General features: G+C 70.8%; 25 protein-coding genes. 17 read left to right on the plus strand and 8 right to left on the minus strand.

Annotated elements, in window-relative coordinates; genetic code table 11:
• The 4 genes from AC3WRT_RS06145 (at position 1) to AC3WRT_RS06160 (ending at position 4,109) form a co-directional block, all read left to right on the plus strand.
• On the plus strand, positions 1 to 597 hold the full coding sequence (locus AC3WRT_RS06145; RefSeq protein WP_492720376.1) for a histidine phosphatase family protein: 597 nt from the start codon (positions 1 to 3) through the stop codon (positions 595 to 597).
• Complete coding sequence (mptB, locus tag AC3WRT_RS06150) at positions 590 to 2,191, plus strand: polyprenol phosphomannose-dependent alpha 1,6 mannosyltransferase MptB (protein ID WP_492720378.1); 1,602 nt, start codon at positions 590 to 592, stop codon at positions 2,189 to 2,191. The genes AC3WRT_RS06145 and mptB overlap by 8 nt, the downstream gene beginning before the upstream one ends.
• 12 nt (positions 2,192 to 2,203) lie before the next feature.
• Entirely contained in the window at positions 2,204 to 2,782 is a 579-nt protein-coding gene (locus AC3WRT_RS06155; RefSeq protein ID WP_492720380.1) for a hypothetical protein, read from the plus strand.
• A 112-nt stretch (positions 2,783 to 2,894) separates the two neighbouring features.
• On the plus strand, positions 2,895 to 4,109 hold the full coding sequence (locus AC3WRT_RS06160; protein ID WP_492720655.1) for a pyridoxal phosphate-dependent aminotransferase: 1,215 nt from the start codon (positions 2,895 to 2,897) through the stop codon (positions 4,107 to 4,109).
• A gap of 12 nt (positions 4,110 to 4,121) precedes the next feature.
• On the opposite strand, the gene AC3WRT_RS06165 is transcribed toward AC3WRT_RS06160, so the two are convergent.
• On the minus strand, positions 4,122 to 4,403 hold the full coding sequence (locus AC3WRT_RS06165; RefSeq protein ID WP_492720382.1) for a hypothetical protein: 282 nt from the start codon (positions 4,401 to 4,403) through the stop codon (positions 4,122 to 4,124).
• 15 nt (positions 4,404 to 4,418) lie between these two features.
• Between AC3WRT_RS06165 and AC3WRT_RS06170 the strand changes: the two genes are divergently transcribed.
• Positions 4,419 to 4,868, plus strand: a complete 450-nt coding sequence (locus tag AC3WRT_RS06170; RefSeq protein ID WP_492720384.1) for a hypothetical protein — start codon at positions 4,419 to 4,421, stop codon at positions 4,866 to 4,868.
• 59 nt (positions 4,869 to 4,927) lie between these two features.
• Here AC3WRT_RS06170 and AC3WRT_RS06175 read toward each other — a convergent pair whose 3' ends face one another.
• Positions 4,928 to 5,683 carry a FadR/GntR family transcriptional regulator gene (locus tag AC3WRT_RS06175; RefSeq protein ID WP_492720386.1) on the minus strand — a complete coding sequence of 252 codons (756 nt, stop codon included), beginning with the start codon at positions 5,681 to 5,683 and terminating at the stop codon, positions 4,928 to 4,930.
• 88 nt (positions 5,684 to 5,771) lie between these two features.
• Here AC3WRT_RS06175 and AC3WRT_RS06180 point away from each other — a divergent pair, with 88 nt between their 5' ends.
• The 7 genes from AC3WRT_RS06180 to AC3WRT_RS06210 all read left to right on the plus strand — a co-directional run bounded on the left by AC3WRT_RS06180 (position 5,772) and on the right by AC3WRT_RS06210 (position 12,114).
• The gene (locus AC3WRT_RS06180) at positions 5,772 to 6,698 is read left to right on the plus strand and encodes a proline iminopeptidase-family hydrolase (RefSeq protein WP_492720388.1); all 927 of its coding nucleotides are present in this window, start codon (positions 5,772 to 5,774) and stop codon (positions 6,696 to 6,698) included.
• Positions 6,699 to 6,735: 37 nt separating this feature from the next.
• On the plus strand, positions 6,736 to 8,187 hold the full coding sequence (locus tag AC3WRT_RS06185) for an APC family permease (RefSeq protein ID WP_492720390.1): 1,452 nt from the start codon (positions 6,736 to 6,738) through the stop codon (positions 8,185 to 8,187).
• On the plus strand, positions 8,184 to 9,116 hold the full coding sequence (locus AC3WRT_RS06190) for an acetamidase/formamidase family protein (protein WP_492720392.1): 933 nt from the start codon (positions 8,184 to 8,186) through the stop codon (positions 9,114 to 9,116). The genes AC3WRT_RS06185 and AC3WRT_RS06190 overlap by 4 nt, the downstream gene beginning before the upstream one ends.
• Before the next feature lie 272 nt (positions 9,117 to 9,388).
• Positions 9,389 to 10,138 carry an alkaline phosphatase family protein gene (locus tag AC3WRT_RS06195; protein WP_492720394.1) on the plus strand — a complete coding sequence of 250 codons (750 nt, stop codon included), beginning with the start codon at positions 9,389 to 9,391 and terminating at the stop codon, positions 10,136 to 10,138.
• Positions 10,139 to 10,280: 142 nt separating this feature from the next.
• A complete protein-coding gene (locus AC3WRT_RS06200) occupies positions 10,281 to 11,237 on the plus strand; it encodes a proline iminopeptidase-family hydrolase (RefSeq protein WP_492720396.1) in 957 nt (318 codons plus the stop codon).
• A gap of 104 nt (positions 11,238 to 11,341) precedes the next feature.
• A complete protein-coding gene (locus AC3WRT_RS06205) occupies positions 11,342 to 11,995 on the plus strand; it encodes an O-methyltransferase (RefSeq protein ID WP_492720400.1) in 654 nt (217 codons plus the stop codon).
• On the plus strand, positions 11,992 to 12,114 hold the full coding sequence (locus AC3WRT_RS06210) for a hypothetical protein (RefSeq protein ID WP_492720403.1): 123 nt from the start codon (positions 11,992 to 11,994) through the stop codon (positions 12,112 to 12,114). Before AC3WRT_RS06205 ends, AC3WRT_RS06210 begins: the two co-directional genes overlap by 4 nt.
• A 14-nt stretch (positions 12,115 to 12,128) precedes the next feature.
• On the opposite strand, the gene AC3WRT_RS06215 is transcribed toward AC3WRT_RS06210, so the two are convergent.
• Positions 12,129 to 13,112: a M48 family metallopeptidase gene (locus tag AC3WRT_RS06215; protein ID WP_492720405.1), complete on the minus strand. Its 984-nt coding sequence runs from the start codon at positions 13,110 to 13,112 to the stop codon at positions 12,129 to 12,131.
• Positions 13,113 to 13,625: 513 nt separating this feature from the next.
• On the opposite strand from AC3WRT_RS06215, the gene AC3WRT_RS06220 reads away from it, so the two are divergent.
• From AC3WRT_RS06220 to AC3WRT_RS06235, 4 genes are all read left to right on the plus strand, one after another.
• Positions 13,626 to 14,267, plus strand: coding sequence for a hemerythrin domain-containing protein (locus AC3WRT_RS06220; protein WP_492720407.1), 642 nt, complete (start codon positions 13,626 to 13,628; stop codon positions 14,265 to 14,267).
• 127 nt (positions 14,268 to 14,394) lie between these two features.
• On the plus strand, positions 14,395 to 15,027 hold the full coding sequence (locus tag AC3WRT_RS06225) for an MBL fold metallo-hydrolase (protein ID WP_492720409.1): 633 nt from the start codon (positions 14,395 to 14,397) through the stop codon (positions 15,025 to 15,027).
• A gap of 87 nt (positions 15,028 to 15,114) precedes the next feature.
• A complete protein-coding gene (locus tag AC3WRT_RS06230; protein WP_492720411.1) occupies positions 15,115 to 16,128 on the plus strand; it encodes an LLM class flavin-dependent oxidoreductase in 1,014 nt (337 codons plus the stop codon).
• A 69-nt stretch (positions 16,129 to 16,197) separates the two neighbouring features.
• Positions 16,198 to 16,623: an OsmC family protein gene (locus AC3WRT_RS06235; protein ID WP_492720413.1), complete on the plus strand. Its 426-nt coding sequence runs from the start codon at positions 16,198 to 16,200 to the stop codon at positions 16,621 to 16,623.
• A 111-nt stretch (positions 16,624 to 16,734) separates the two neighbouring features.
• On the opposite strand, the gene AC3WRT_RS06240 is transcribed toward AC3WRT_RS06235, so the two are convergent.
• The 4 genes from AC3WRT_RS06240 to AC3WRT_RS06255 all read right to left on the minus strand — a co-directional run bounded on the left by AC3WRT_RS06240 (position 16,735) and on the right by AC3WRT_RS06255 (position 20,957).
• Positions 16,735 to 18,162 (minus strand): L,D-transpeptidase family protein, encoded by a 1,428-nt coding sequence (locus AC3WRT_RS06240; protein ID WP_492720415.1) that lies wholly within the window; start codon positions 18,160 to 18,162, stop codon positions 16,735 to 16,737.
• 159 nt (positions 18,163 to 18,321) lie between these two features.
• Positions 18,322 to 19,146, minus strand: coding sequence for a thioesterase family protein (locus tag AC3WRT_RS06245; RefSeq protein ID WP_492720418.1), 825 nt, complete (start codon positions 19,144 to 19,146; stop codon positions 18,322 to 18,324).
• Between the two features lie 9 nt (positions 19,147 to 19,155).
• The gene (locus tag AC3WRT_RS06250) at positions 19,156 to 19,926 is read right to left on the minus strand and encodes a TetR/AcrR family transcriptional regulator (RefSeq protein ID WP_492720420.1); all 771 of its coding nucleotides are present in this window, start codon (positions 19,924 to 19,926) and stop codon (positions 19,156 to 19,158) included.
• 50 nt (positions 19,927 to 19,976) lie between these two features.
• On the minus strand, positions 19,977 to 20,957 hold the full coding sequence (locus tag AC3WRT_RS06255) for an L-lactate dehydrogenase (RefSeq protein ID WP_492720422.1): 981 nt from the start codon (positions 20,955 to 20,957) through the stop codon (positions 19,977 to 19,979).
• Between the two features lie 107 nt (positions 20,958 to 21,064).
• Between AC3WRT_RS06255 and AC3WRT_RS06260 the strand changes: the two genes are divergently transcribed.
• A complete protein-coding gene (locus AC3WRT_RS06260; RefSeq protein ID WP_492720424.1) occupies positions 21,065 to 21,823 on the plus strand; it encodes a YqjF family protein in 759 nt (252 codons plus the stop codon).
• A gap of 21 nt (positions 21,824 to 21,844) precedes the next feature.
• Here AC3WRT_RS06260 and AC3WRT_RS06265 read toward each other — a convergent pair whose 3' ends face one another.
• Positions 21,845 to 23,200: an aspartate aminotransferase family protein gene (locus tag AC3WRT_RS06265; RefSeq protein ID WP_492720426.1), complete on the minus strand. Its 1,356-nt coding sequence runs from the start codon at positions 23,198 to 23,200 to the stop codon at positions 21,845 to 21,847.
• Between the last annotated feature and the right edge of the window lie 40 nt (positions 23,201 to 23,240).

Consider the following 23,240-nt stretch of genomic DNA (forward strand, 5'->3'; position numbering starts at 1 on the left):
GTGCGGCTCTTCCTCGTCCGGCACGGGCAGACGCACGCCAACGTCGCCCGGCAGCTCGACACTGCCGTCCCCGGGCTCGACCTCACCGAGGAGGGACGGGCGCAGGCCCGAGCGCTGGCCGAGCGGCTCGGCGGCGAGGACCTCGGGGCGATCTACACCTCCGACCTCGTGCGCACCCAGCAGACCGCGGCGCCACTGGCGGACCTGCTCGGCCTCGAGATGGTCGTGCTGCCCGGGCTGCGCGAGATCCAGGCCGGCGACTACGAGATGTCGACCGACTGGCAGCCCTACATCGACGCGGTGATCCGCTGGCGCGACGAGCCGGGTCACACGATCCCCGGCGGCGACAGCGGCGCTGCCTTCATGCAGCGCTACGACGCGGCGATCGCGCGCATCGCCTCCGACGGGCACGAGTCCGCCGTCGCGGTGAGCCACGGCGCGGCCATGCGGGTCTGGTGCACCGCCTCCCTCGGGCTTCCCGCCGACTTCTTCGACGGGCGCCGCCTCGACAACGCGCACGTCGTCACCATGGAGGGCGAGCCGCACTCCGGCTGGCGCCTGCTGGCGTGGGGTGACGAGCCGGTCACCCATGGCTGAGGCGCACCCTGCCGGCAGGTGGCGCTGGGCCGGGTGCGCTGCCGGCGTCGTCCTGGCGGCAGCCTCCTGGGGCTCGGGCGCGCTGCCCCGCCTCCACGTCGGCGTGCTCTGGCCGGGCGTGGCCGCGTGGTCGCCCAGGGGCGGCTCGCCCCTGCTGGCCACCGTGTCGGTGCTCGCGATGGCGGCGCTCGTGCTCGCCTGGTGGCGGCTGCGCGACGCCGACGTCTCGGTGCGCTGGTGGTGGGCGACGATCGCGCTGTGGTTCGCCCCACTCGTCGCCGCGATGCCGCTCTACAGCCGCGACCTGTACTCGTATGCCGCACAGGGCCTGCTCTGGGACCAGGGCCTGAGTCCCTACGACCACGTCGTGCGCGAGCTGGACTCGCCGTGGCGCGCGTCGACGGCGCCGACGTGGCTGGACACCACGACGCCGTACGGCCCGGTCTGGCTGCTGCTGGCCCGCGCCGTCGCCTCGGTGTCCGGTGAGCTCTGGGTGGCGTTGCTGCTGCTGCGCCTGCTCGCCGTCGTCGGGTGCGTCGTTCTGGCGTGGGCCGTGCCCGACGTGGCCCGGCGGCTCGGCTGGTCACCTGTGCGCGCCCTCTGGCTCGGGGTCGCCGTGCCCCTCGTCGGCGCCCACCTCGTCGGGGGTGCGCACAACGACGCCCTGATGATCGGTGCGATGCTGGCCGGCCTGGCCCTGGCCCTGCGCGGCCGGTTCGTCATCGCCTGCGTCGTGATCGCCGTGGGCGCCATGGTGAAGGTGACCGCCGTCGTCGCCCTGCCGTTCGTCGCCATCCTCTGGGCCCGCCACCTCGCGTCCGCGCGCGGCACGGGGAGGGACGGGACGGCATACGCACGCTGGTCGGACGTGCTGCGCGGTGGCGCCCTCACCGTCGTCTCCGCGGGGGTGCCGATGGCGGTCGGCGGGCTCGTCACCGGGTTGGGCTTCGCGTGGCTCAACCCGGCTTCGACGCCCGGCAAGAACGAACAGTGGACGTCGCTGCCCACGGCCGTCGGCGTGGCCGTCGGCGCCGTCGGGCACCTCGTCGGTCATGACGACTGGCGGGAGACGGGCATCGCTGCGGCGCGCGCGATCGCCCTCGTCGTGCTGGCCCTGCTGCTCGTGCTCGTCTGGCTGGCCGCCCTCAAGCCGGTCGACCCGCGTGGCCTCGACGACGCGACCCTCGCCGCCGAGGCGCGCCTGCGTCCCGTCCGCGGTCTGGCCTGGGCGCTGCTCGCCGTCGTCGTGCTGTCGCCGGTCTTCCTCGGGTGGTACTACCTCTGGATGCTGCCCGTCTTCGCCGTCTCGATGGGCGCACTCTGGCAGGGCCGTCTCGAACTGCCGCTCGCAGCGGTCGCCGCCGTCGTGTGCTTCGCGACCCTGCCCGAGGGCTACAGCCTGGGCCTGACGACCACCGCCGTGGGCGTGCCGGTCGCTCTCGTCGTCCTCGTCCTGCTGCTGCGCCGCGGTCTGCGCACGGCGGGGAGGACCGACTGGCGCCACCTGCTCGACCTCGACCGTGCGCTCGTGCAACGCGGCGCACACGGAGCCGCGACAGTGGCGGACGAGGACCTGCGGCGCACGAGCGGCTGACACACTGAGCCGGTGAGTGACTCCGGCTTCGTGGACGAGGCCCCGTCGGGACGGGCGCGACCTCCGCGAGCCCCCTCGGACAGCCAGTCCTCCACCGACCTTCCGGGGATCCCGGCCGACGGGGGAGGGACGCCGCCCGGTGCCGGTCGCCGCCGAGGCGGCGCGATCGCCGCCGTCTTCGTCCTGCTCGTCGCCGCGCTGCTCGGCTTCGCCGGGTGGGCCTGGGCCGGCCGCGTCCACGCCGGCGACGTCGCCGCCTACGGGGCCCTCGCCCAGGAGGTCACGGTGATGGACCGGACCCTGACGCCGCTCGGGCACAGCGAGATCTCGCCCTGCCGTGACTCGGACGGCGGCCGGGTCACGCGGACCTACCCGCCGACGACCGGCCCGCAGGCCGCCGAGCTGGTCGGCCACCTCCAGCAGCAGGGCTGGACGCCATCGCCGGCCACGCCGCCGACCTTGCTGCGCCTGACCCGCACCGAGGGCGACCACGTCCTGACGCTCGACGTCGTCGCGCGGACGGCCAGCTCGCTGGCCGAGTCCATCACCGCCACGAGCGAGGCCAGCGCCTTCGGCTGTCTCGGCCGCTGACCCGGCCCGCTGCCCGCGCTGCGGGCGCGAGGCCTGGGACGTGAGCGACGCGACGGGCCACATGGTGGGAATGGCGCGGCCCACGGCGTACGCAAGTGGGACGCTGGTGGACATGCGCGCGGTGACCCAGAGCAAGAAGCTGCAGAACGTCTGCTACGAGATCCGTGGACCCGTGCTGGCCGAGGCCAAGCGGCTCGAGGACGAGGGACACCGCATCCTCAAGCTCAACATCGGCAACCCGGCGCCGTTCGGCTTCGAGGCGCCGGAGGACATCCTCGTCGACGTCATCCAGGAGCTGCCGACGGCGCAGGGCTACAGCGACAGCAAGGGGATCCTCTCGGCGCGGCGTGCGGTCAAGCAGCACTACGAGGTCCGCGACTTCCCCCCGCTCGGAGTCGAGGACATCTACCTCGGCAACGGCGTCAGCGAGCTCATCGTCATGGCCATGCAGGGGCTGCTCGACAACGGCGACGAGGTGCTCGTCCCGGCGCCCGACTACCCGCTGTGGACGGCTGCCGCGAGCCTCGCCGGCGGGAACGCCGTCCACTACGTCTGCGACGAGCAGGCCGGCTGGGCGCCCGACCTCGACGACATCCGCAGCAAGGTCACCGACCGCACGCGCGCCATCGTCGTCATCAACCCCAACAACCCGACCGGCGCGGTCTACCCGCGCGAGGTCCTCGAGGCCATCGCGCAGGTCGCCCGAGAGCACGAGCTGATCGTCATGGCCGACGAGATCTACGACAAGATCCTCTACGACGGCGCGACGCACACCTCGATCGCCTCGCTCGCGCCCGACCTGCTGTGCCTGACCTTCAACGGTCTCTCCAAGGCGTACCGGGTGGCCGGCTTCCGCTCCGGATGGCTCGTCATCACCGGGCCCAAGGAGCACGCGCGCAACTACCTCGAGGGCCTGGAGATCCTCGCCAACATGCGGCTGTGCGCCAACGTACCGGCGCAGCACGCCATCCAGGTCGCGCTCGGCGGCTACCAGTCGATCAACGAGCTGATCCTTCCCGGCGGGCGGCTGCTCGAGCAGCGCAACGTCGCCTGGGAGATGCTCAACCAGATCCCCGGGCTGTCCGTGACCAAGCCCGAGGGGGCGCTCTACCTCTTCCCGCGGCTCGACCCGAAGGTCCACGACATCCGCGACGACGAGCGCTTCGCCCTCGACCTGCTGCGGGACCAGAAGCTGCTCGTCGTGCACGGCACCGGCTTCAACTGGGCCACCCCCGACCACTTCCGGCTCGTCTTCCTGCCCCGCGTCGAGGACCTCGAGGACGCCGTCGGCCGCCTCGAGAAGTTCCTGTCGACGTACTCCCAGTAGGTGGCGCGGGGCTCAGCGGGAGGTGGCCCACCACTTGAGGAGCAGGGCGAGCACGATGCCCCACGCGACGGTGAGGCCCAGGCTGATGGCGACGGCGAGGAACGCCGGCCGGCGCCCGCCCGTCTCCCGGCGCGCCAGGCTCAGCCCGGCCAGCGCCAGCCCGAGCAGCTGCGGCAGGAGGACGAACCCGAAGACGACGGCCGACAGCGACGCGACCACGGCGCCCCGCGCGAGCGGCGCCTCGATGGCGAGCTGCGTGGACGCGGCGTCGCGGGGACGATCGGGTTCGCTCACGCGTTCAGCGTAACGATGAAGGTGACCAATGGGGCGGCTGCTCCGATCGCGTATGCCGTCCGGCGGGCTCCGCGCCGAGCGCTCGTTGCCGGGGCCGGTCTCCTCGTCGTGCTCTCGCTGGCTGCCTGTGGTGGCTCGGAGCCGACGATGTCCGACCTGCCGTCGGGGGTGGCGAGCGCGCGGCCGACGATCTCAGCCGAGGAGGCTGACTTCGTGCTCGCCGCGCACAAGCTCGGGGCGACGGTCACCGGCGAGACGGTGAACGACGACATCGAGACCGGGACGACGACGTGCTGGGCGCTCAAGAACGGCGGGGTCGACCTGGCCCAGATCGCGGTCGACGAGGACGACAAGCCGCTGCCGAACACCGGTGAGGCGCTGCGCACCAAGCAGCTCATGGCCGCCGGCGTCCAGAGCTTCTGCCCCGACTACGACGACCAGGTGTCCCAGCTGCACCTGCCGTGACGCGCTGCGGCCCGCGCGTCGGGCCGGAGCCCTGACCCGGCGAGGTGGTCGTGCGGCCGTCAGTCGCCGCGCGCCCGGCGGAGGCCGGCCTGCATCGTCTCGAGCGTCAGGGCGAAGTGCGCCTGGGCGCTGCGGTTGGCGGCGTCGGCCTCGTGGCGGACGACGTGGCCGACCAGCTCGGTGTGCTGGGCCAGCGCCTCGTCGTAGAACTCCTGGGTGTAGGGCTCGACACCGAAGCCGAGGGTGGCCGCGGCCGTCAGGTGGGCGCTCAGTGACGTGAGGTGCGGGTTGCGGGCGGCCGCCGTGATGAGCCCGTGCAGCCGGCGGTCGGCGTTGCGCGCCTCCGTCATCGACGTGGCAGCGCGGAACTCCTCGAGCGCCGTCTCCAGCGCGGCCACGTCGTCGCCGGTGCGACGTTGCGCTGCCGCGCGGGCGATCATGCCCTCGACCATGCAGCGGTAGTCGTAGAGATCGAGCAGCCGTGGGATCTCGGTCTCGAGCGTTCGGCGCGCGACGTCCGGCGCGACGTCCTCCCAGGACGCGAGGGCGACGAAGGCGCCGCCGGAGCGGCCCCGGCGCGTCTCGAGGAGGCCGAGGTCGGTCACCTGCTGCAGCGCCTGGCGCACCGTCGCCCGGCTCACACCCAGGGAAGCGGCCAGCTCCCTCTCGGGGGGTAGGCGCTCGCCCGGTGAGTACTCGCCCACCGCGATGGCGGTGACGAGCCGGTCGGTCAGCGTCGTCGCCTTGGTGCGGGGTACGCCACCGAGGAGGTCGGCCGCCTCCGCGTCGTCCGTCACCTCCCGATCGTTCTGCACGCGGGCAGTCTAGGCGTCGCGGCGAGAAAGGTCTTGTCAGCAGACCATTTACATGGTCCACTTTGGTCCGATTCACCGAGGAGGACGCATGGCAACCACGCGCGACGCGCGCTTTCCCGACCCCACCACGGAGGGCGAGGTCGACTTCCGCGGCCACCGCACGTGGTACCGGATCACCGGTGACCTCGACTCGGAGGCCGAGCAGGCGCCCCTCGTCGTGCTCCACGGCGGCCCCGGCGCGGCGCACAACTACACGCTGATGATGGCCAATCTCGTCCGGCACGGGCGGGCCGTCATCCACTACGACCAGCTCGGCTGCGGGGGCAGCACCCACCTCCCCGACGCCCCGGCGGACTTCTGGACGCCGGACCTGTTCGTCGAGGAGCTGCGCACCCTCGTGCGCACCCTCGGAATCGACGAGCGCTTCCACCTCCTGGGCCAGTCGTGGGGCGGGATGCTCGGCCCCGAGGTGGTCCTCGCCGACGACTCCGGGATCCGCAGCCTGACGATCTGCGACTCCCCGGCATCCATGGCGCTGTGGCTGGAGGCGGCCAACAGCCTGCGCGCGAAGCTGCCGGACGCCGTGCAGCACACCCTGCTCGAGCACGAGAAGGCCGGCACGACGGATTCCGCTGAGTACGCGCAGGCAGAGAAGGTCTTCTACGACCGGCACGTATGCCGTGTGGTGCCCAACCCGCCCGAGGTGACCGACTCTTTCGCCCAGATCGAGCAGGAGCCGACGGTCTACCACACCATGAACGGGCCCTCGGAGTTCCACGTCGTCGGGTCGCTCAAGGACTGGTCGGTCGTGGACCGGCTCGACGGCATACGCACCCCGACGCTCGTCATCGCCGGCGCGCACGACGAGGCGCTGCCGATGGTGTGGGAGCCCTTTGTCGACCGCATCCCGCACGTGCGCTCGCACGTCTTCCCCGAGTCCAGCCACATGCCGCACGTCGAGGAGCCTGACGCCTTCCTCGAGGTCGTCGAGTCCTTCCTGCGCCAGCACGACTGATCCTGCGTCACAACGCCCACCCGACCGGAGGTCACGCATGTCCTCGTACGACCGTCACACCATCGGTGAGGGAGACCTCACCCAGTTCGGCTACAAGCAGGAGCTGAGCCGGGGCCTCTCCACGGCCGACCTGCTCATCTACGGCCTCGTCTTCATGGTGCCGATCGCGCCGTGGGCGATCTACGGCACGGTGTACAACGAGGCCAAGGGCATGGTGCCGCTGGTCTATCTCATCGGCCTCGTCGCGATGATCTTCACCGCCCTGTCGTATGCGCAGATGAGCCGGGCGTTCCCGATCGCCGGGTCCGTCTACTCCTACGTCGGGCGCGGGATGCACCCGAAGCTCGGCTTCATCGCCGGCTGGACGATCCTGCTCGACTACCTGCTCGTGCCGACGCTGCTCTACGTCTTCGCGGCCGAGTCGATGTCGGGCATCTTCCCGGCGGTGCCGAAGTGGGCCTGGATCCTGCTCTTCCTGGCCGTCAACACCGCGATCAACTACGTCGGCATCTCCTTCACGGCGGTCGTGAACCGGATCTTCCTCACCGCGGAGATCCTCTTCATCGTCATCTTCGCCGTCATGGCGATCGTCGCCATCGCCCACGGCACCGGCGGGGCTCACGTGACGACGAAGCCGATCTTCGACGCCGCGAACTTCTCGGCACCGCTCGTCGGCACGGCACTGTCCATCGCGGTGCTGTCGTTCCTCGGCTTCGACGGCATCGCCACCCTCTCCGAGGAGAGCAAGGGCGGGCACCGCTCGGCCGGGATCGCCATGATCGGCGGCCTCTTCCTCGTCGCGATCTTCTTCGTCAGCCAGACCTGGCTCGCGGGCATGCTCATCCCCAACACCACCTCCTTCCCGGAGGACGAAGCGGGCAACGCGTTCTTCGACATCGTCGGTCGGATCAGCAACAACGGGTGGCAGATCGCGTTCCTTGCCATGAACGCGCTCGCCGTCGGCATCGCGAATGCCATTGCGGCACAGAGCGCCACGTCCCGCCTGCTCTTCTCGATGAGCCGCGACGGCCAGCTCCCGCGTTTCCTGGCGCACATCAACAGCCGCAGCAAGGTCCCCGAGCGCGCGATCCTGCTCGTCGCCGGCATCACGCTGGTGCTGGGCCTCTTCTTCGTCGGCCAGATCGGGCTCATCAGCTCGCTGGTGAACTTCGGCGCCCTGACCTCGTTCCTGCTGCTGCACCTGTCGGTCATGACCTACTACGGTGTGCGCCGCAAGTCGTCCAACATCCTCCTGCACTGGGTGGGACCGATCATCGGCTTCCTCATCATCGGCTTCGTGCTCTGGAACGCCGAGCCCGCCGCGAAGATCGGCGGCGTGGCCTGGCTCGTCATCGGCGTCCTCGTGCTGATCTACTACAGCCGCAGAGGAATCGGCATCCTGCCGGAGCACCGGGCGGATGCCTCCGACGTCTCACCGGGTGTGGCCACGGAGCTCCAGACCACCGGCGAGCGGAAGGGTCGAGCATGACCACTCACCTCATCACCAAGGACCACGCGCACGCCGACTACTCGGCGGGCCACAAGCCGGTGCTCACCATCGAGCCCGGCACGGGCCAGCGCATCACCTTCGAGACGGACGACGGGGCATACGCCCAGATGGAGGAGCTGCGCGACCTCGCGAAGGTCACCGCGACGATCAACCCCGTCACCGGACCGGTTCACGTGACGGGAGCCGAGCCCGGCGACGCGCTGGCGGTGACGATCCACGACATCGAGATGGCGGAGCACGGCTGGTCCGTCTACATCCCGGGCGCCGGCGCGCTCGCTCGTCCCATGGGGGAGGAGTGGTACGTACGCCGCGTGCCCGTTCGTGAGGGCATGGCGCAGCTCACGGACCGCGTGAGCTGCGCGGTCGCGCCGATGATCGGTTGCATCGGCGTGGCCCCCGCGGCGGGCGCGATGTCGACGGTCATGCCGTCGTATCCGACCGGCGGGAACATGGACCTCACCGACGCCAAGCCGGGCAGCACCGTCTACCTCCCGGTCGAGGTCGAGGGCGCCAGACTCGCCATCGGGGACCTGCACGCCGTGATGAGCCGCGGTGAGAGCTCCTTCGTCGCCATCGAGATCGCCGGGCGCGCAACGGTCAGCGTCGATCTCGTCAAGGGCAAGCAGCTGCGGGCGCCGCGGATCGACACGGGCGACGAGCTCGTCTGCGTTGGTCTGGGCGACCCCGTCCAGGACTCGATCGACAACGCGTACGAGGACCTCTTCGCGGTGCTGACGGACGAGCACGGGTTCAGTCGCGGGGATGCCTACACGGTCATGAGTGCCCTCGCGCACACCGAGCTCGGCGGTCCCACGGGGTCGGTGACGCCCGACCCGCTGCACCCGTTCCGGGCCATCGGGCAGGTGACGCTGGCGCGCATCGCCAAGGACATCCTCGAGCTGGCCTGAACCGAGCTGGGTGGGTGAGCGGCTCTGGGCGGAAGCCACTGCCCGCGCGGGAGGTCGCCTCGCGGCATGCTTGACCCATGCGGATGATTGCGCCGGCTGTCGGTCTTGTCATCGCCTTGGTCCTCGGCGGCTGCAGCAGTTCCACGCCTCCGGGGGCCTCCACGGCAGCCACCGCGGCGTCCGCAGCGATGGTCCGGTCCCCGCCGCCTGCGTCGTCGCCGCAGTCGTCCGGGGCCTCGGCGTCCGGTTCGAGCGCCCCCGTCGTGTCGGGGATGCCGCAGCCTGCGCACGTCGTGGTGGTCGTGATCGAGAACCACGCCGTCGGCGAGGTGCTGGGCAACTCGAGCGCTCCGTTCCTGAACGGCCTCGCCGGCCGCGGAGCCACCTTCACGCAGCTCTACGCGATCACCCATCCGAGCGAGCCGAACTACCTGGCCCTGTTCTCCGGCTCGACGCAGGGCCTGTCCAGCGACGCGTGCCCGGTGCGCTACGCCGGTGCGAACCTGGCCAGCTCGCTCCTGGACGCCGGCAAGTCGTTCACCGGATTCGCGGAGGACCTACCGCAGTCCGGGTTCACTGGTTGCCGGAGTGGGGACTACGCCCGGAGGCACTCCCCGTGGATCGACTTCACCAACGTGCCGCCGCAACTGAGCCAGCCGATGAGCTCCTTCCCGAGCGACTACGCCTCGCTGCCGACCGTCTCGTTCGTCATCCCGAACCTGCAGCACGACATGCACGACGGAAGTGTGGCGCAGGCGGACGACTGGCTGCAGCAGCACCTGTCGGGATACGCAAGCTGGGCGCAGGCCCACAACAGCCTGCTGATCGTCGCCGCCGACGAGGACGACGAGCGCGGTGACAACCGGATCCCGGCGATCATCTCGGGAGCGGGTGTGAAGGCGGGGCAGTACGCACAGCGCTACAGCCTGTACTCGCTGCTGCGGCTGATCGAGGACATGTACCGGCTGCCGCGCATCGCCAACAGCGGCGACGCGACCCCGATCAGCGGCATCTGGGACTGAAGCGCGCCGCATGTCGGCCCTGCATCGTCCGCGTCACGCGGGGGAACGTCACGGCCTCGCGACGTCGTGGCAACTTCTCGTATTCGTGGCGACGTCGCGGCGCTACCTGCGGCCAAGGACCCTCCGTTGGTAGATTCCGTCGATGAGTGCGCCGCCCGGGTCCTACTTCGACACGTCCGGTTGGGATCCTCGTGACGTGCGTTCCGGCGGGTCGCGGATGGTGCCGGTCAGCACACCGAGTGGCGAGTTCCGCGTGTGGACCAAGCGCGTGGGCACCAACCCCGACGTGAAGGTGCTCCTCCTGCACGGGGGACCCGGGGCGACTGACGAGCTGTACGAGTGCTTCGACACCTGGTTCCCCGGTGCCGGGATCGAGTACTACTACTACGACCAGCTGGGCTCGTTCCGCAGCGATCAGCCCGACGACCCGGCGTTGTGGGACCTCGGCAGGTTCGTCGACGAGGTCGAGCAGGTCCGTGAGGCCCTCGGGTTGGACGCGAGCAACTTCGTTCTCCTCGGGCAGTCATGGGGCGGGATCCTCGCCATGGAGTACGCGGTCCACCACCAGGAGCACCTCAAGGGTCTGGTGATCTCCAACATGATGTCGAGCGCCCCGCTCTACAACGCGTATGCCCACGACGTCCTCATGCCCACCATGGACCCGTCGGTTCTTGCTCAGATCAAGCGGTTCGAGGCCGACGGGCGCACCGATGACCCGCTGTACGAGCAGCTGCTCATGGAGCACCACTACGTCCTGCACGTCTGTCGGCTTCCGGTCGAGGAGTGGCCGGAACCGGTTTTTCGTTCACTCGCTCACATCAACTCGGCGATCTACGTGCCCATGCAGGGGCCGAGCGAGCTCGGCCTCAGCGGCACTCTCGAAGACTGGGACCGCTCGGCGGACCTCAAGGACATCAACGTGCCGACCCTCGTCATCGGCGCGACTCACGACACGATGGATCCGGCGCACATGAAGTGGATGGCTGAGCAGCTTCCCGAAGGGAGCTACCTGCACTGCCCCGATGGGAGCCACCTCTCGCAGTTCGACGATCCGCAGCACTACTTCCCGGGGCTGATCCGATTCCTGCAGTCCTTGTAGTGGCCCCGCCGGACCGCCGTCATGCTGCCTGACGAGTCGTGGGCTTGAGGCCGGCTTCGTGCGTGAGGTCCCGCGAGAGGAGGCCGGCGGCGTAGCGTCCAAGGATGCGCAGCTTCCCGGTGACGGACGTGATTCGCTCCTACGCCGTTGCTCATGGAAGTTGGCGCCCCGACCGTGTGGTGAGTGGACTTCAAGCTGAGACAGCCACGCTCGGGGACGCGGCAGGCATGCAGATCGGCGACGACCAGGGGCAGCTGCTGACCATGCTCGCGCGGCTGATCGGCGCGCGCCATGCCGTCGAGGTCGGGACGTTCACCGGCTACTCGAGCATGTGCATCGCCCGCGGCCTCGTCGAGGGAGGTTCGCTGCTGTGTTGCGACATCAGCGAAGAGTGGACCGAGGTCGGCCGACGCGCTTGGGAGGCGGCCGGTCTGGCCGACCGGATCGAGTTGCGTATCGCCCCAGCGCTGGACACCCTGCGGGCCCTGCCCGAGGTGGCAGACATCGACCTGGTCTTCATCGATGCCGACAAGCCCGGGTATGCCGCCTACTGGGCAGAGCTGGTGCCGCGGGTTCGTCCCGGGGGCCTGTTGCTTGCCGACAACGTCCTGTGGAGCGGCCGGATCGCCGACCCCGAGGCCGCTGATGCGAACACCACCGCGCTGCGCGCCTTCAACGACATGGTGGCCGCCGATGATCGCGTCGAGACCGTGGTCCTGACCGCCTTCGATGGGCTGACGATCGCTCGACGGCAGTGACCCGTGCTGCCGAGATCCGGCGGAGCGAGGCCGGCGCCGACGTGCCCAAGGCCGCGGCCAATGCCTTCGACCGAGTCGCTTGGCCATCCCTCGTGATCTCGGTGCTCACCGGCATCTGAACGTGGTGAACGCCTCAGGGGCTCGCGGCGAACTCCCGTGCTGCGGCCAGGCGTTCGACGGTGTCGGGGTGGGTGGCAAAGAGCACGTACTCGAGCCGGGGCGGATGGACATCGGCGATGTTGACCTCGGCCAGACGCAGCTGCATCGCGGCGAACTCGGCGGAGTCACCGGTCAGCCGTAGCGCATGCCGGTCGGCACGGGCCTCGACCCGGCGGGAGACGAGGTTCTCCAGCGGGCCGGTGACCAGGCCCGCCACCGCCATCACGGCGAGGACCAGCCCGATCGCCCTGGGCGAGCCGATGGAGTCCACCCCGGCTCGGCGCAGGAGGGTCTCCCACTGCCCCAACAGGTAGAGCGCCACGACCGTCGCCGCGGCGCCGATCGCCCCCAGCAGCGTGCCCGCCTCGGGATCGCGGTCCTTGGCGTGGCCCAGCTCGTGCGCGACGACACTGCGCACCTCACCGGCAGCCGCCTCACGCAGCAGCGTGTCGTACACGACGATCCGTCGGGTGGCCCCGAATCCGGATACGTACGCGTTGAGTCCGGTGGTACGCCGCGACGCGTCCGCGACGAGCACCTCCCGTACCGGCATGCCGTCCCGGCCCGCCAATATGACCAGCTCGTCACGCAGCGGCCCAGCCGGCATCGGGGTGAATCGGTTGAACACCGGCTCGACCAGGACCGGGAAGACGAAAGACACGACCAGCACCACGGCGGCGGCCCCCGCCGCACCGAACGCCCACCACCAGTCCGGCGCAAACCGGGTCACCGTGTAGAACCCGCCGAGCACGACGGCGCCGGTCACGGCGCCGACGGCACAGCCCTTGAACCGGTCCACCGCCCAGGCCTGCCAGCTCTGGGTGGACAGCCCGTACTCGCGGAGCACGGTGTGGCGCCAGGCGCCGAACGGCAAGGACACCAACCACAGCAGCATCAGGATGACCAGGCCTCCCAGCACCGCCTCTGCCAGCCAGTGGCCGCCGAACGGCTGGTTCACCCAGGTGACGATGCGGGCACCGGCCGGTGTGAAACCGAGCAACAAGGGGCCGCCAGTCCGGCCAGCAAGGAACCATACGAGCTCGGCCGCAGCGCGGCGTGCAGGGACTGACCTCTGGTCACCACGTCAGCGGGTACGTCGCGCAGCGCCGCCGCCCGGTCAGCCGGGCACGGCCGGGGAACCCGCCACGGCACCAGCGTGATCGCTGCGACAGCCAGCGCGACGGCCAGCGCGATCAGCGCCGCAAGGGCCCACCCTCTCGGGGTCACGGCCGCCCCTTCCCCTGCACCTGACACTGCCTGATCGAAACCCGCCCGGCCGTGACCCGTACAGGCTACGCGCAGCGCTGGCGATCAGGCGGATCCAGCTAGATCACCCGCACATTCCGGCGTCCGGGTGGTCGATCGGCTGACGTCGGTATGCCGCTCGTCGCAGCAGGCTGGTCCCCGGGCCTGACCGCAACCGCGCCGATTCCGGCCCTTGCCACGGGCTCGGACGGATATCGTCTCGGCCATGACAGGCCCCATGACGATGAACCGCGTCATCCATGCGGCAGTGCGTCGCGACCTCGTTCGCCTCGAGTCTGCCCTCGCAACCGCTCCCGACGGTGACCGGGCCCGCGCCAGGCAGCTTCAGGTTGCCTACGCCAACCTCCACGACCAGCTCAAGCACCACCACGAGGGGGAGGACACGCTCGTGTTCCCGTTCCTGGCCAGGGTGGAAGGGGCCACGGAGCTGGTCGGGGTCATGGAGACAGAGCATCAGGCCATGGCTGACGCACTCGCCGGTGCGCGCGCTGCGATGGACACCTACGCCGCGACCGGGACTGCCGGCGACGCCCACGCCGCCAGGGACGCCGTCGTGAGAGCGAACGAGGTCGTCGAGCGGCACCTGCATCACGAGGAGAACGACCTCGAGCCGCTCATGCTGCCGCACCTCGAGACGCCCGAGTGGAAGGCTGTCGAGAAGCAGCTGCGACCCGCATCCCTCGCCGAGTCGGGCCGGTTCATGGCCTGGGTCCAGGACGGGATGCCCGAGCAGGAGCGTGCCTACCTTCGCTCGACGATTCCAGCGCCGGTGACCTTCCTGCTCAGCAGACTTGCCGGCAGGTCGTACTACCGCGACGTCGCGCCCGCCTGGCAGCCCACCGGGTAGGAGTCCCGCCGCCGAGAACCGGTCGGAGACCCGTCCGGCATGCCCATCGAGCTGGCGGCTCAGGCAGTGCGTCAGCTCCGAACCGCACGACCCTCGAAAGAGCGAGGGACCGGGAAGCGAGGTCTCGATGCTGACCATCACGCCAGTGCTCGTCGCCGAGCTGCTCGCCGAGGGCGAACGGATGCCGGTCTACGTGCACGTCATCGACCATCCAGATGCACGCGTGCTGGTCGACACCGGCATGACGCAGCTGCACCCAGCGGTTGCCGACATGGATCCTCACCTGACCCCACTGAGCGCGCAGACCGACTTCGACCTGGCCGGGATCGACGTCGTGGTCAACACGCACCTGCACTTCGACCACTGCGGCGGCAACCACCTCTTCACCGACAAACCGGTCTACGTCCAACGGGCAGAGCTCAACGACGCGCGGAGCGAGGACGACTACACGATCCGCGAATGGGTCGAGGCTCCCGGAGTGCAGTACGTCCCCGTCGACGGCACACTAGAGCTGCTGCCGGGCATCCGGCTCGTTCCGACGCCAGGTCACACCCGAGGCTCGCAGGTCGTGGTGGTTGAGACGGGCGGCCACTCAGTCGTCATCGCCGGTGACACGGCCGTCTTCTTCGACGAGCTCGACGATCCACGCACCGAGGGTCAGCGGCTGATCCGGGCACTCGCTCCCCGCGAGGTCTGGCTCTCGCACCAGCACGAGCCGTGGCGCCCGTCGAGCGACCATCGGCGCCCCTGGACGGAGTAGCCAAGGTCCTCGCTCGAGTCAGGACCCTCCACCAGGACGAAGCGGCCCGATGGAATATCGCGACGCGCCTGTCCCGTTGGCACCTGCGTGAGTCCTGCCGCCAGAGCCCAGCTGAACATCCTCGACCTCGTGCCCGTCCTCGACGGGGGCACCGCCGGTGAGGCCATCGCCTCGACCGTCGACATCGCCCGGCACGCCGAGAAGTGGGGCTACGGCCGCTACTGGATGGCCGAGCACCACAACATGCGAGGCGTCGCCTCCAGCTCGACGGCAGTGCTCATCGGGCACGTCGCCGACCAGACCGACACGATCCGGGTCGGCGCGGGCGGCATCATGCTGCCCAACCACGCCCCGTACGTCGTCGCCGAGCAGTTCGGCACCCTCGCCACGATCCACCCCGGCCGCATCGACCTCGGGCTCGGCCGCGCCCCTGGCACCGACCCGTTCACGACGCGCGCGCTGCGCCGCAACGAGGCCGCCGCGATGAACTTCGCCGGCGAGGTCGAGGAGCTCATCGGCTACCTCGGGGACCCGGACCCCGACGCCAAGGTGCGCGCGATCCCCGGTGAGGGCACCCACGTGCCGATCTGGATCCTCGGCTCCAGCCACGGCGGCGCCCAGGTGGCAGCCGCGCTGGGCCTGCCCTACTCCTTCGCGTCGCACTTCGCGCCGGCCGCGCTGATGAGCGCCCTCGAGGTCTACCGCTCGCGCTTCACACCGTCGACCGAGCCCGGCGGCCTCGACGCCCCGCGCTCGATGGCCGGCGTCAACGTCATGGTCGCCGACACGACCGCCGAGGCCGAGCGTCTCTTCACCAGCGTGCTCCAGCGCTTCCACGGCATCGTCACCGGACGCCGCACCGGCCTGCCCGAGCCGGAGGGCGACATCGACAGCCTCATGGCCCAGTGGTCCCCGGCCGAGCGCCAGGCCGTCTCGGAGATGACGCGCGTCTCGCTCGTCGGCACACCCGACCAGGTGCGCGACGGCCTCGCCGGCTTCGTCGAGGCCACGGGCGTCGACGAGGTCATCGTCACCTGCGGCGCCCACGACCACGAGGCGCGGCTGCGCTCCTACGAGCTGCTCGCCGACGCCTGGAGCTGACGGGGCCCCGGCCGACCGCCGGCTGGGCCGCCCCATCGCCACACCCACCACCTCTGGAAGGCTGCCTCCATGAGCACCGACGCCCCCGACCTGCGCTCCATCACGCTGACCCGCGACAGCGTGGGCCGCTACACCGCCCGCAACCGTCGTGGCGGCTCCATCACCACCAGTTCCGGCACCGACGAGCTCTCACCCGTCGAGCTGCTGCTGGCCGGCATCGCCGCCTGCACGGCCGTCGACGTCGACACCGTGACGACCCGCCGCGCCGAGCCCGACGACTTCGAGGTCGAGGTCACCGCCGACAAGGTCAAGGACGAGAACGGCAACCACCTGCAGGACATCACGGTGACTTTCCACGTGCGCTTCCCGGAGGGTAAGGGCGGCGACGCTGCCCGCGACATGCTGCCGAAGCTGGTGCAGCGCTCCCACGACGAGTGGTGCACCGTGAGCCGCACCATCGAGCTCGGCGCGAAGGTCACCGCGAAGGTCGAGTGACCGACCGACAGACCGATGGCGTATGCCGTCAGGCGCGGTGGGCGCCGTCTCACCGACGTCAGCGACTCGTGCTCCTCGAGCGAGGGTCGCGGTCCGGTCGCCCGGTCACCGTCAGGGGTGGACGACGACCTTGTCGCCGACACGCACCTTGAAGAAGAGTGACTTGACCTGGGCGTGGTCGGCGATGTTGACGCAGCCGTGGCTGGAGCTCGCGTAGCCGAGCCGCGCGAAGTTCGACGAGTAGTGAACGGCCTGCCCGCCGGAGAAGAACATCGAGTAGGGCATCGGCGTGAAGTACAGGTTCGAGATGACGTACTCGTACTTGCGGGAGACATGGAAGGTGCCCTCTCGCGTCTCGCGCCCGGGGCCGCCGAAGCGGGCCCACATCACCATGAGCGGCTTGCCGTCGACGACCCACGTCAGCGTGCGGGTGCTCTTGTCCACACACATGACCCGCCCGGTGCGGCAGCGCTTGTCGAGGGAGGACGCCGGGGGCATGAGCGGGCGCAGGCCGGCGTAGAAGCGGTGCTTGTCGAAGGTGCCGGGCGTGTAGGTGAGCGACACGAGCCGCGCCCACGTGCGCTGGTCGACGCGTCCGGACTGCGGCACGTCGTAGGCCCGCTGGAAGGCGAGCACCTTCTGGCCGAGGGTGACGCCGTAGGAGCCGGAGTAGGCGTACGGCCAGAGGCCCTTGGCCCGAAGGCGCCGCTGGAGCTCCTGGATGTTGGCCTTGGGCGAGGTGGCGCTCAGCACGACCGGCGAGCCGGTGAGGGCCAGCAGCCGGCTCCACGTGCGCTGGTCGAGCACGCCCGACTGCGGCAGGTTCTGGTCGCGCTGGAAGGTGCGGACGCACTGACCCACGGTCCAGCCGAAATAGCCGTTGACGGCATACGTCCAGTAGGTCGGCCTGAGCATCCGCAGACGTGACTGGAGGTCCTTGACGGCGTTGCCGGAGTCGTCGCGCTCGAGCAGGGTGCGCGTCGCCGTCAGCGAGACGAGCCGGTTCCACGTGCGCTGGTCGAGCACGCCCGACAGCGGCAGCTTCTGGTCCCGCTGGAACGCCTTCACGCTCTGCCCGAGCAGGATGCCGTAGCGGCCGTTGATCGCGTAGATCCAGTAGGCCGGCTTGACGAGCCGGAGCCGCACCTGGACGTCCTTGACCCGGTCCGAGATCGTGCCGGCCGCGAGGACGATCGGGCTCGGGGGGATCGTCGAGGTGGTCGGGCTCGGCGTCGTCGTCGGAGTCGTGGTCGTCGGAGTCGTCGTCGGGGACGTCGTCGCAGCGGTCGTGGTGGGGACGGTGGTCGTGCTCGCGGTCCCCGTCGAGGTCGTCGTGGTGGACGTCGTCGTGGTGGAGGTCGGGTCGGTCGAATCGCCCATGGCGGCACCGGTGCCCGCGGTCGAGGTGCCCGGCGGCGTCGGCGTGCCCGTGACCGTGTCGGCGTGGGCCGCCGACCCGGTGGCGACGAGCGCGGCAATGACGAGACCCGTGGCGACGGAGCCGACGGTGCGATGCCTGTCCATGCGGATGGTCCTCATGGTGTTCCCCTGTGTCCGGACCGCGCTGCGGCGGGTGTCGAGTCGGCGCGGTCGCGCCGCTTCAGTGTGGCAGGCGGACGCCGCTTCGGCGCGGCGTACCGACACCCTTTGGACGCGTCGTCGGGTGGAGAAATTGTCGGTCGGCGCAGGACGGCCTTGTCAGGCTCCCGCGAGGCGCCGCACCGTGAGAATCTGCTCGGCGCGCCCGACGGGACCGACCTCGTCGTGCAACGTCGTCGACGTGAGCCCGAGACCGGTCGGTCCCATCGTCACGCGAGTGTCGAAGCCCACCCAGCCACGGACCGGTTCGCGGAAGAGGTGCACGCTCAGGTCGACGTTGGGGAACATCCACTCGCGCGGTGACACCCGCACGGCGATGCCGTTCGCGGTGTCGGCGAGGCGCACGAGATCGGCTGTGGGAGAGCATGTCTCGCCGTCCACCAAGGGGTTGAGCGCGCGGATCCAGGCGCGGGTGCGCCCGGGCCGTCGCTCGCGGTCCACCCGGAACTCGAGCCCCTCGATGTAGCCGCCCTGCCAGGTGTCGGTGCCGACCCACGGCTGCAGCTCGTCCGGCCCGGGGATCGGCTCGAGCTCGACGCCGGCGACCGGCTCGGAGTCGTGCGAGGCGAGACGCCACGCGTGGGCGCGCACGACCGCGCGGTCGTCGACCAGCATCGTCGCCTCGACGAGCTCGATGGTGCGGCCTGGCCGCCTCGTGCGGACCTCGACCCGGCTCTCTCGGGCGGGGATCATGCCGAGGATGTCGAAGGAGAGGCGGGCGAGCTGCATGCCCTCGCGCGGCTCGTGGAGATCGATCTCGTGGGCCAGGATCCCACTGACCGGCGCCATGTGCTGCTCGTCGTCGCGCCAGGCGCCCTGCACGTGCACCGTCGGGGCGTAGAGCCCGGGCCCGAGCCGCCGGTAGAAGGCAGGCGTCTCGCGGTCGAGGTCGTGGGCGGTGCTGTCGCGGGTCTGGCTGGTCACCGGGACACCTTAGTTCTGCTCGCGCTCCGGCTGGCCGGCGCCGTCGGAGAGGCCGAGCCCGAGGTCGACCATGCGGACCAGGCGTGGTGCGAGCTCACCGACAGCGCCGGGGGGGAGGTCGCGCAGCGGGCCCTCGAGGGCGAGCATCGCCAGGCCGTGCACGGCCGACCACGCGAGCAGCTCGGCACCCGGGCGCTCGTCATCGGACATGACACCGGCGTCGACCATGGCGTCGAGCGAGTCGGAGAGCAGCTGGAAGGGAGTGCGCCCGGCCGCGCCGGCCGCGTCGCTCGACGCCGCGCGGCTGAGGTCGACGGGCACCGCGAAGGCCGCCCGGAACAGGCCCGGCTCCTCCATGGCGAAGCGCAGGTAGCCGACCCCGACGGCACGGAAGCGGGCGCGCGCCCGAAGCCCTGCGTGGAGGTTCTCCGGGACGGCGTCCATCGTCGCGATGATGACGTCGGCTGCGGCGGCCTGGGCCCGGGAGACGACCGCACCGAGAAGTGCGTCGCGGTCCGCGAAGTGACGGTAGGCCGCGTTGGCCGAGACCCCGGCCCGTCGGGTCGCCTCGCGCAGCACGACCTTGTCGGGCCCGCCCTCGCGGGCGAGGTCGGTGCCGGCATCGAGCAGGGCGCGTCGCAGGTCGCCGTGGTGGTACGTCGCGCGCGCCGGCGGCGTGGCGGTCCGATCGGGCACCGAGCCACCCGCGGAGTCCCCCGAGGACTCGCCCGCGACGGAGTCGCCGGCAGCGGCGGCGTCAGAGGCGGCGGACGTGCTCACCCGACCATCATCCACTGCGCCGGATCGGCGTGCCCTCCGCGGTCTGCTGCTCAGAAGCCGAAACGTCGGGCGGTGGCCCGCACCGCGTCTGCGGACGCCCGCAACCCCGACAGCTCCGCGTCCGTCATGGGCACCTCCACCCGCTCACCGACACCGGCGGCGTGGACGACCGCCGGCACCGACAGGCACACGTCGCTGATGCCGTAGTAGTCGTCGAGCAGCGACGAGACGGGCAGGATGCGGCGCTCGTCGTAGAGCACCGCCTCGATGATCCGCGTGGCGGCGAGCCCGATGGCGTAGTTCGTGGCGCCCTTGCCCTCGATGACGCGGTAGGCCGACTGCACGACCTCCGTGGCGATGCGGTCGCGGGTCTGCTCGCCCAGGGCGATCCTGCCGTCAGGCCCCCGCCACTGCAGCAGGGGCACCGAGCCGATCGAGGCGGAAGACCAGAGCGGCAGCTCGGAGTCGCCGTGCTCACCGATGACGTATGCGTGCACGCTCTGGGCCGCGACGCCCGTGTGCTCTGCGAGCAGGAAGCGCAGCCGGGACGAGTCGAGCACCGTGCCGGAGCCGAAGAGCTGCTCCGGCGGCAGCCCGGACACCTGCAGGGCGGCGTAGGTCACGACGTCGACGGGGTTGGTGACCATGACGTGCACGGCGTCGGGAGCCACCTCGACCAGCCGCGGCAGGATCGAGCGCATGATGCCGATCGTCGACCCGGCGAGGTCGAGCCGGGACTGCCCGGGCTTCTGCTTCGCGCCGGCCGTGAAGACGACGACGTCGCAGTCGGCGAGGACCTCGATGTCGTCCGATCCGTCGACGTGCGCCATGGGGACGAACTGGATGCCGTGGCTGAGGTCGAGCGCCTCGGCGCGCACCTTGGCGGCGTTGATGTCGTAGAGCGCGACGTTCTGGGCGACGCCACGCATCAACGCGGCATACGCCAGCGTTGCGCCGACGGCGCCCGCCCCGACGATCCCGAGCCTGGTGGTGCGGCGGCGGCGGGTGCCACCCGGGGCCTCCCCGGTCATGATCGGTCCTCCATCGTTCCCTCACGCGTCGATGTCCTGGGTGCGAGTGTGTCAGGACCGACCGCGTCGAGCGCTGTGTGAGCGTGACCCCGTGTGACGATGGGGGCGTGGACCTGCCCGTGGATGCCGTCACGTCGCTGGACGGCTTTCCGGTGGAGCCCCCGCCGCTGCGGCGGCCCGTCATCTTCGAGCAGGTGTGGCGCGACCTGACCTTCGTGCACTGGCCGGTCGACCCGGACTCCGTGCGTCAGCTCTTTCCAGCAGGCACGCGCCCGGATGTCTTCGCCGACGGCCGCACCTACGTCGGGCTGGTTCCCTTCGTCATGGACGGCATACGGGTCGGGCGGGCGCCGTCACCTCGAGTGCCCTGGCTGGGCGGCTTCCTCGAGACGAACATCCGCCTCTACTCGACCGACGACGCCGGTCGGCACGGCGTCCTCTTCCGCTCACTCGAGACCGAGCGCGCCCTGGCCGCCGTCGTGGCCCGCGTCGGGCTGGGGCTGCCGTACACCTGGGCGCGTATGCGGATGAGGCGCGACGGCGCGCTCATGACCTACTCCAGCCGCCGACGTGCGCCCGACCGGGGCCCGCGCAGCCTGCTCACCGTGCACGTCCGGCGGCGCGTGGAGCCGACACCGCTGGAGACGTGGCTGACGGCCCGCTGGGGCGCCCACACGCGAGTGGCCGGGGGCACGATCTGGGTGCCCAACCAGCACGAGCCGTGGCCGCTGTATGCCGCCGAGCTCGTCGAGCTCGCCGACGACCTCCTCGAGGCCAGCGGTGTCACCCCGTCCGGCCCCCCACTGCGTCCGCTGTGGTCTCCCGGTGTGGCGGCACGCTTCGGGCGCCCCTCGCGCGTGGCCTGACGGTCGGACCGCCGCGGGTGCTCAGGTGAACAGCTCCCGGAGGCAGTCCTTGAACATCTGGGTGTGCGCGTCGACGTCCGCAGCCGTGGTCGCCGGGCTCATCAGCGCCATGTTGTGGAAGGGCGTCAGCAGGATGCCGCGGTTGAGGGCGTACAGGTGGAGGTACTGCTGCAGCTCGAAGTCGTCGGCGTCGTGCGCCTCCTGGCCGTCGTGCGAGGGCCGGCCGGAGAAGTTGTACTCCGCTCGGGCGCCCAGCCGCGTCACGTGCCACTCGGCGCCGACCGAGTCGATGCCCGCCTGGACGCCGTCGGCCCAGGCGTCGGCGAGCGGCACCATGTGCTCGAACGCCTCCGCCGTCATGACCTGCTCGAGCGTGGCCTTCATGGCCGCCATCGACAGGCCGTTGCCGGCGAGCGTGCCCCCGATGCCGCCCACGTCGATGTCCTCGAGCTCGACCGAGCGGGCGATGCGGTCGGCGATGTCCTGACTGAATCCGAAGGTGCCGCACGGGATGCCGCCGCCGATGGACTTGCCGATGACGAGCAGGTCCGGCTGCAGGCCGTGGGCGCCGGTGTAGCCGCCGGGACCGGCGCAGATCGTGTGGGTCTCGTCATTGATGAGCAGCGCGCCGTAGCGGGTCGCGAGCCCGCGGAGGCTCTCGTTGTAGCCGGGGTCCGGAAGGACGATGCCGATGTTCGTCAGGGCAGGCTCGACGAGGATGGCGGCGACGTCGCCGTGGTCGAGGGCCCGCTCGAGCGCCTCGAGGTCGTTGAACTCGACGACACGGGTGGTCTCTGAGGTGTCGACCGGTGCGCCGATGTTGCCGGGGCGGTCGATGGTGCCGCCGTCCCGCCCCTTCGTCGCGAAGGCCTCGTCGACGGAACCGTGGTAGCACCAGTTGTGCACGATGACCTTGCTGCGGCCGGTGAGGTGTCGGGCATAGCGGATCGCGTGGCGGTTGGCGTCGGTGGCCGTCAGGGTGAACTGCCAGTAGGGCAGTCCGAAGCGCCGAGCGAGCCCGGTGGACACCGCGATGGCGTCCTCGGTCGGCAGCATCGTCGTGATCCCGCGGGAGAGCTGGCGGGTCACGGCCTCGACGGTCGGCGCGGGGGAGTGGCCCATCATCGCGCCCGTGTCGCCGAGGCAGAGGTCGACGTGGTCGATGCCGTCGACGCACGTGAAGTGGGCACCCTCCGCAAGCTCCACGAAGACCGGGAAGTCGCCCGGCCACTTGACCATCCAGCTCATCGGGACCCCGCCCGGCATGTGCGCGGCGGCCCGCTCGGCCAGCGCCCGCGACCGCGGCCGGGCGTCGGAGAAGGCGGCTCGCTCGCGGGCGTGCAGCTCGGCCAGGCGGGCGCGGTCGACGGTGCTCATCCCCGCATCATGCCGTGAGCTGCAGCCTGGCGGAAGTGAT

This window comes from Terrabacter sp. FW104-15G4B, assembly GCF_058790095.1.

Coding starts and splice junctions, on each gene's coding strand:
- mptB (WP_492720378.1), top strand. CDS start 590: ATGGCTGAGGCGCACCCTGCCGGCAGGTGGCGCTGGGCCGGGTGCGCT.
- AC3WRT_RS06160 (WP_492720655.1), top strand. CDS start 2,895: ATGCGCGCGGTGACCCAGAGCAAGAAGCTGCAGAACGTCTGCTACGAG.
- AC3WRT_RS06170 (WP_492720384.1), top strand. CDS start 4,419: ATGAAGGTGACCAATGGGGCGGCTGCTCCGATCGCGTATGCCGTCCGG.
- AC3WRT_RS06180 (WP_492720388.1), top strand. CDS start 5,772: ATGGCAACCACGCGCGACGCGCGCTTTCCCGACCCCACCACGGAGGGC.
- AC3WRT_RS06185 (WP_492720390.1), top strand. CDS start 6,736: ATGTCCTCGTACGACCGTCACACCATCGGTGAGGGAGACCTCACCCAG.
- AC3WRT_RS06190 (WP_492720392.1), top strand. CDS start 8,184: ATGACCACTCACCTCATCACCAAGGACCACGCGCACGCCGACTACTCG.
- AC3WRT_RS06195 (WP_492720394.1), top strand. CDS start 9,389: ATGCCGCAGCCTGCGCACGTCGTGGTGGTCGTGATCGAGAACCACGCC.
- AC3WRT_RS06200 (WP_492720396.1), top strand. CDS start 10,281: ATGAGTGCGCCGCCCGGGTCCTACTTCGACACGTCCGGTTGGGATCCT.
- AC3WRT_RS06205 (WP_492720400.1), top strand. CDS start 11,342: ATGCGCAGCTTCCCGGTGACGGACGTGATTCGCTCCTACGCCGTTGCT.
- AC3WRT_RS06220 (WP_492720407.1), top strand. CDS start 13,626: ATGACAGGCCCCATGACGATGAACCGCGTCATCCATGCGGCAGTGCGT.
- AC3WRT_RS06225 (WP_492720409.1), top strand. CDS start 14,395: ATGCTGACCATCACGCCAGTGCTCGTCGCCGAGCTGCTCGCCGAGGGC.
- AC3WRT_RS06235 (WP_492720413.1), top strand. CDS start 16,198: ATGAGCACCGACGCCCCCGACCTGCGCTCCATCACGCTGACCCGCGAC.
- AC3WRT_RS06240 (WP_492720415.1), bottom strand. CDS start 18,162: ATGAGGACCATCCGCATGGACAGGCATCGCACCGTCGGCTCCGTCGCC.
- AC3WRT_RS06255 (WP_492720422.1), bottom strand. CDS start 20,957: ATGACCGGGGAGGCCCCGGGTGGCACCCGCCGCCGCCGCACCACCAGG.
- AC3WRT_RS06265 (WP_492720426.1), bottom strand. CDS start 23,200: ATGAGCACCGTCGACCGCGCCCGCCTGGCCGAGCTGCACGCCCGCGAG.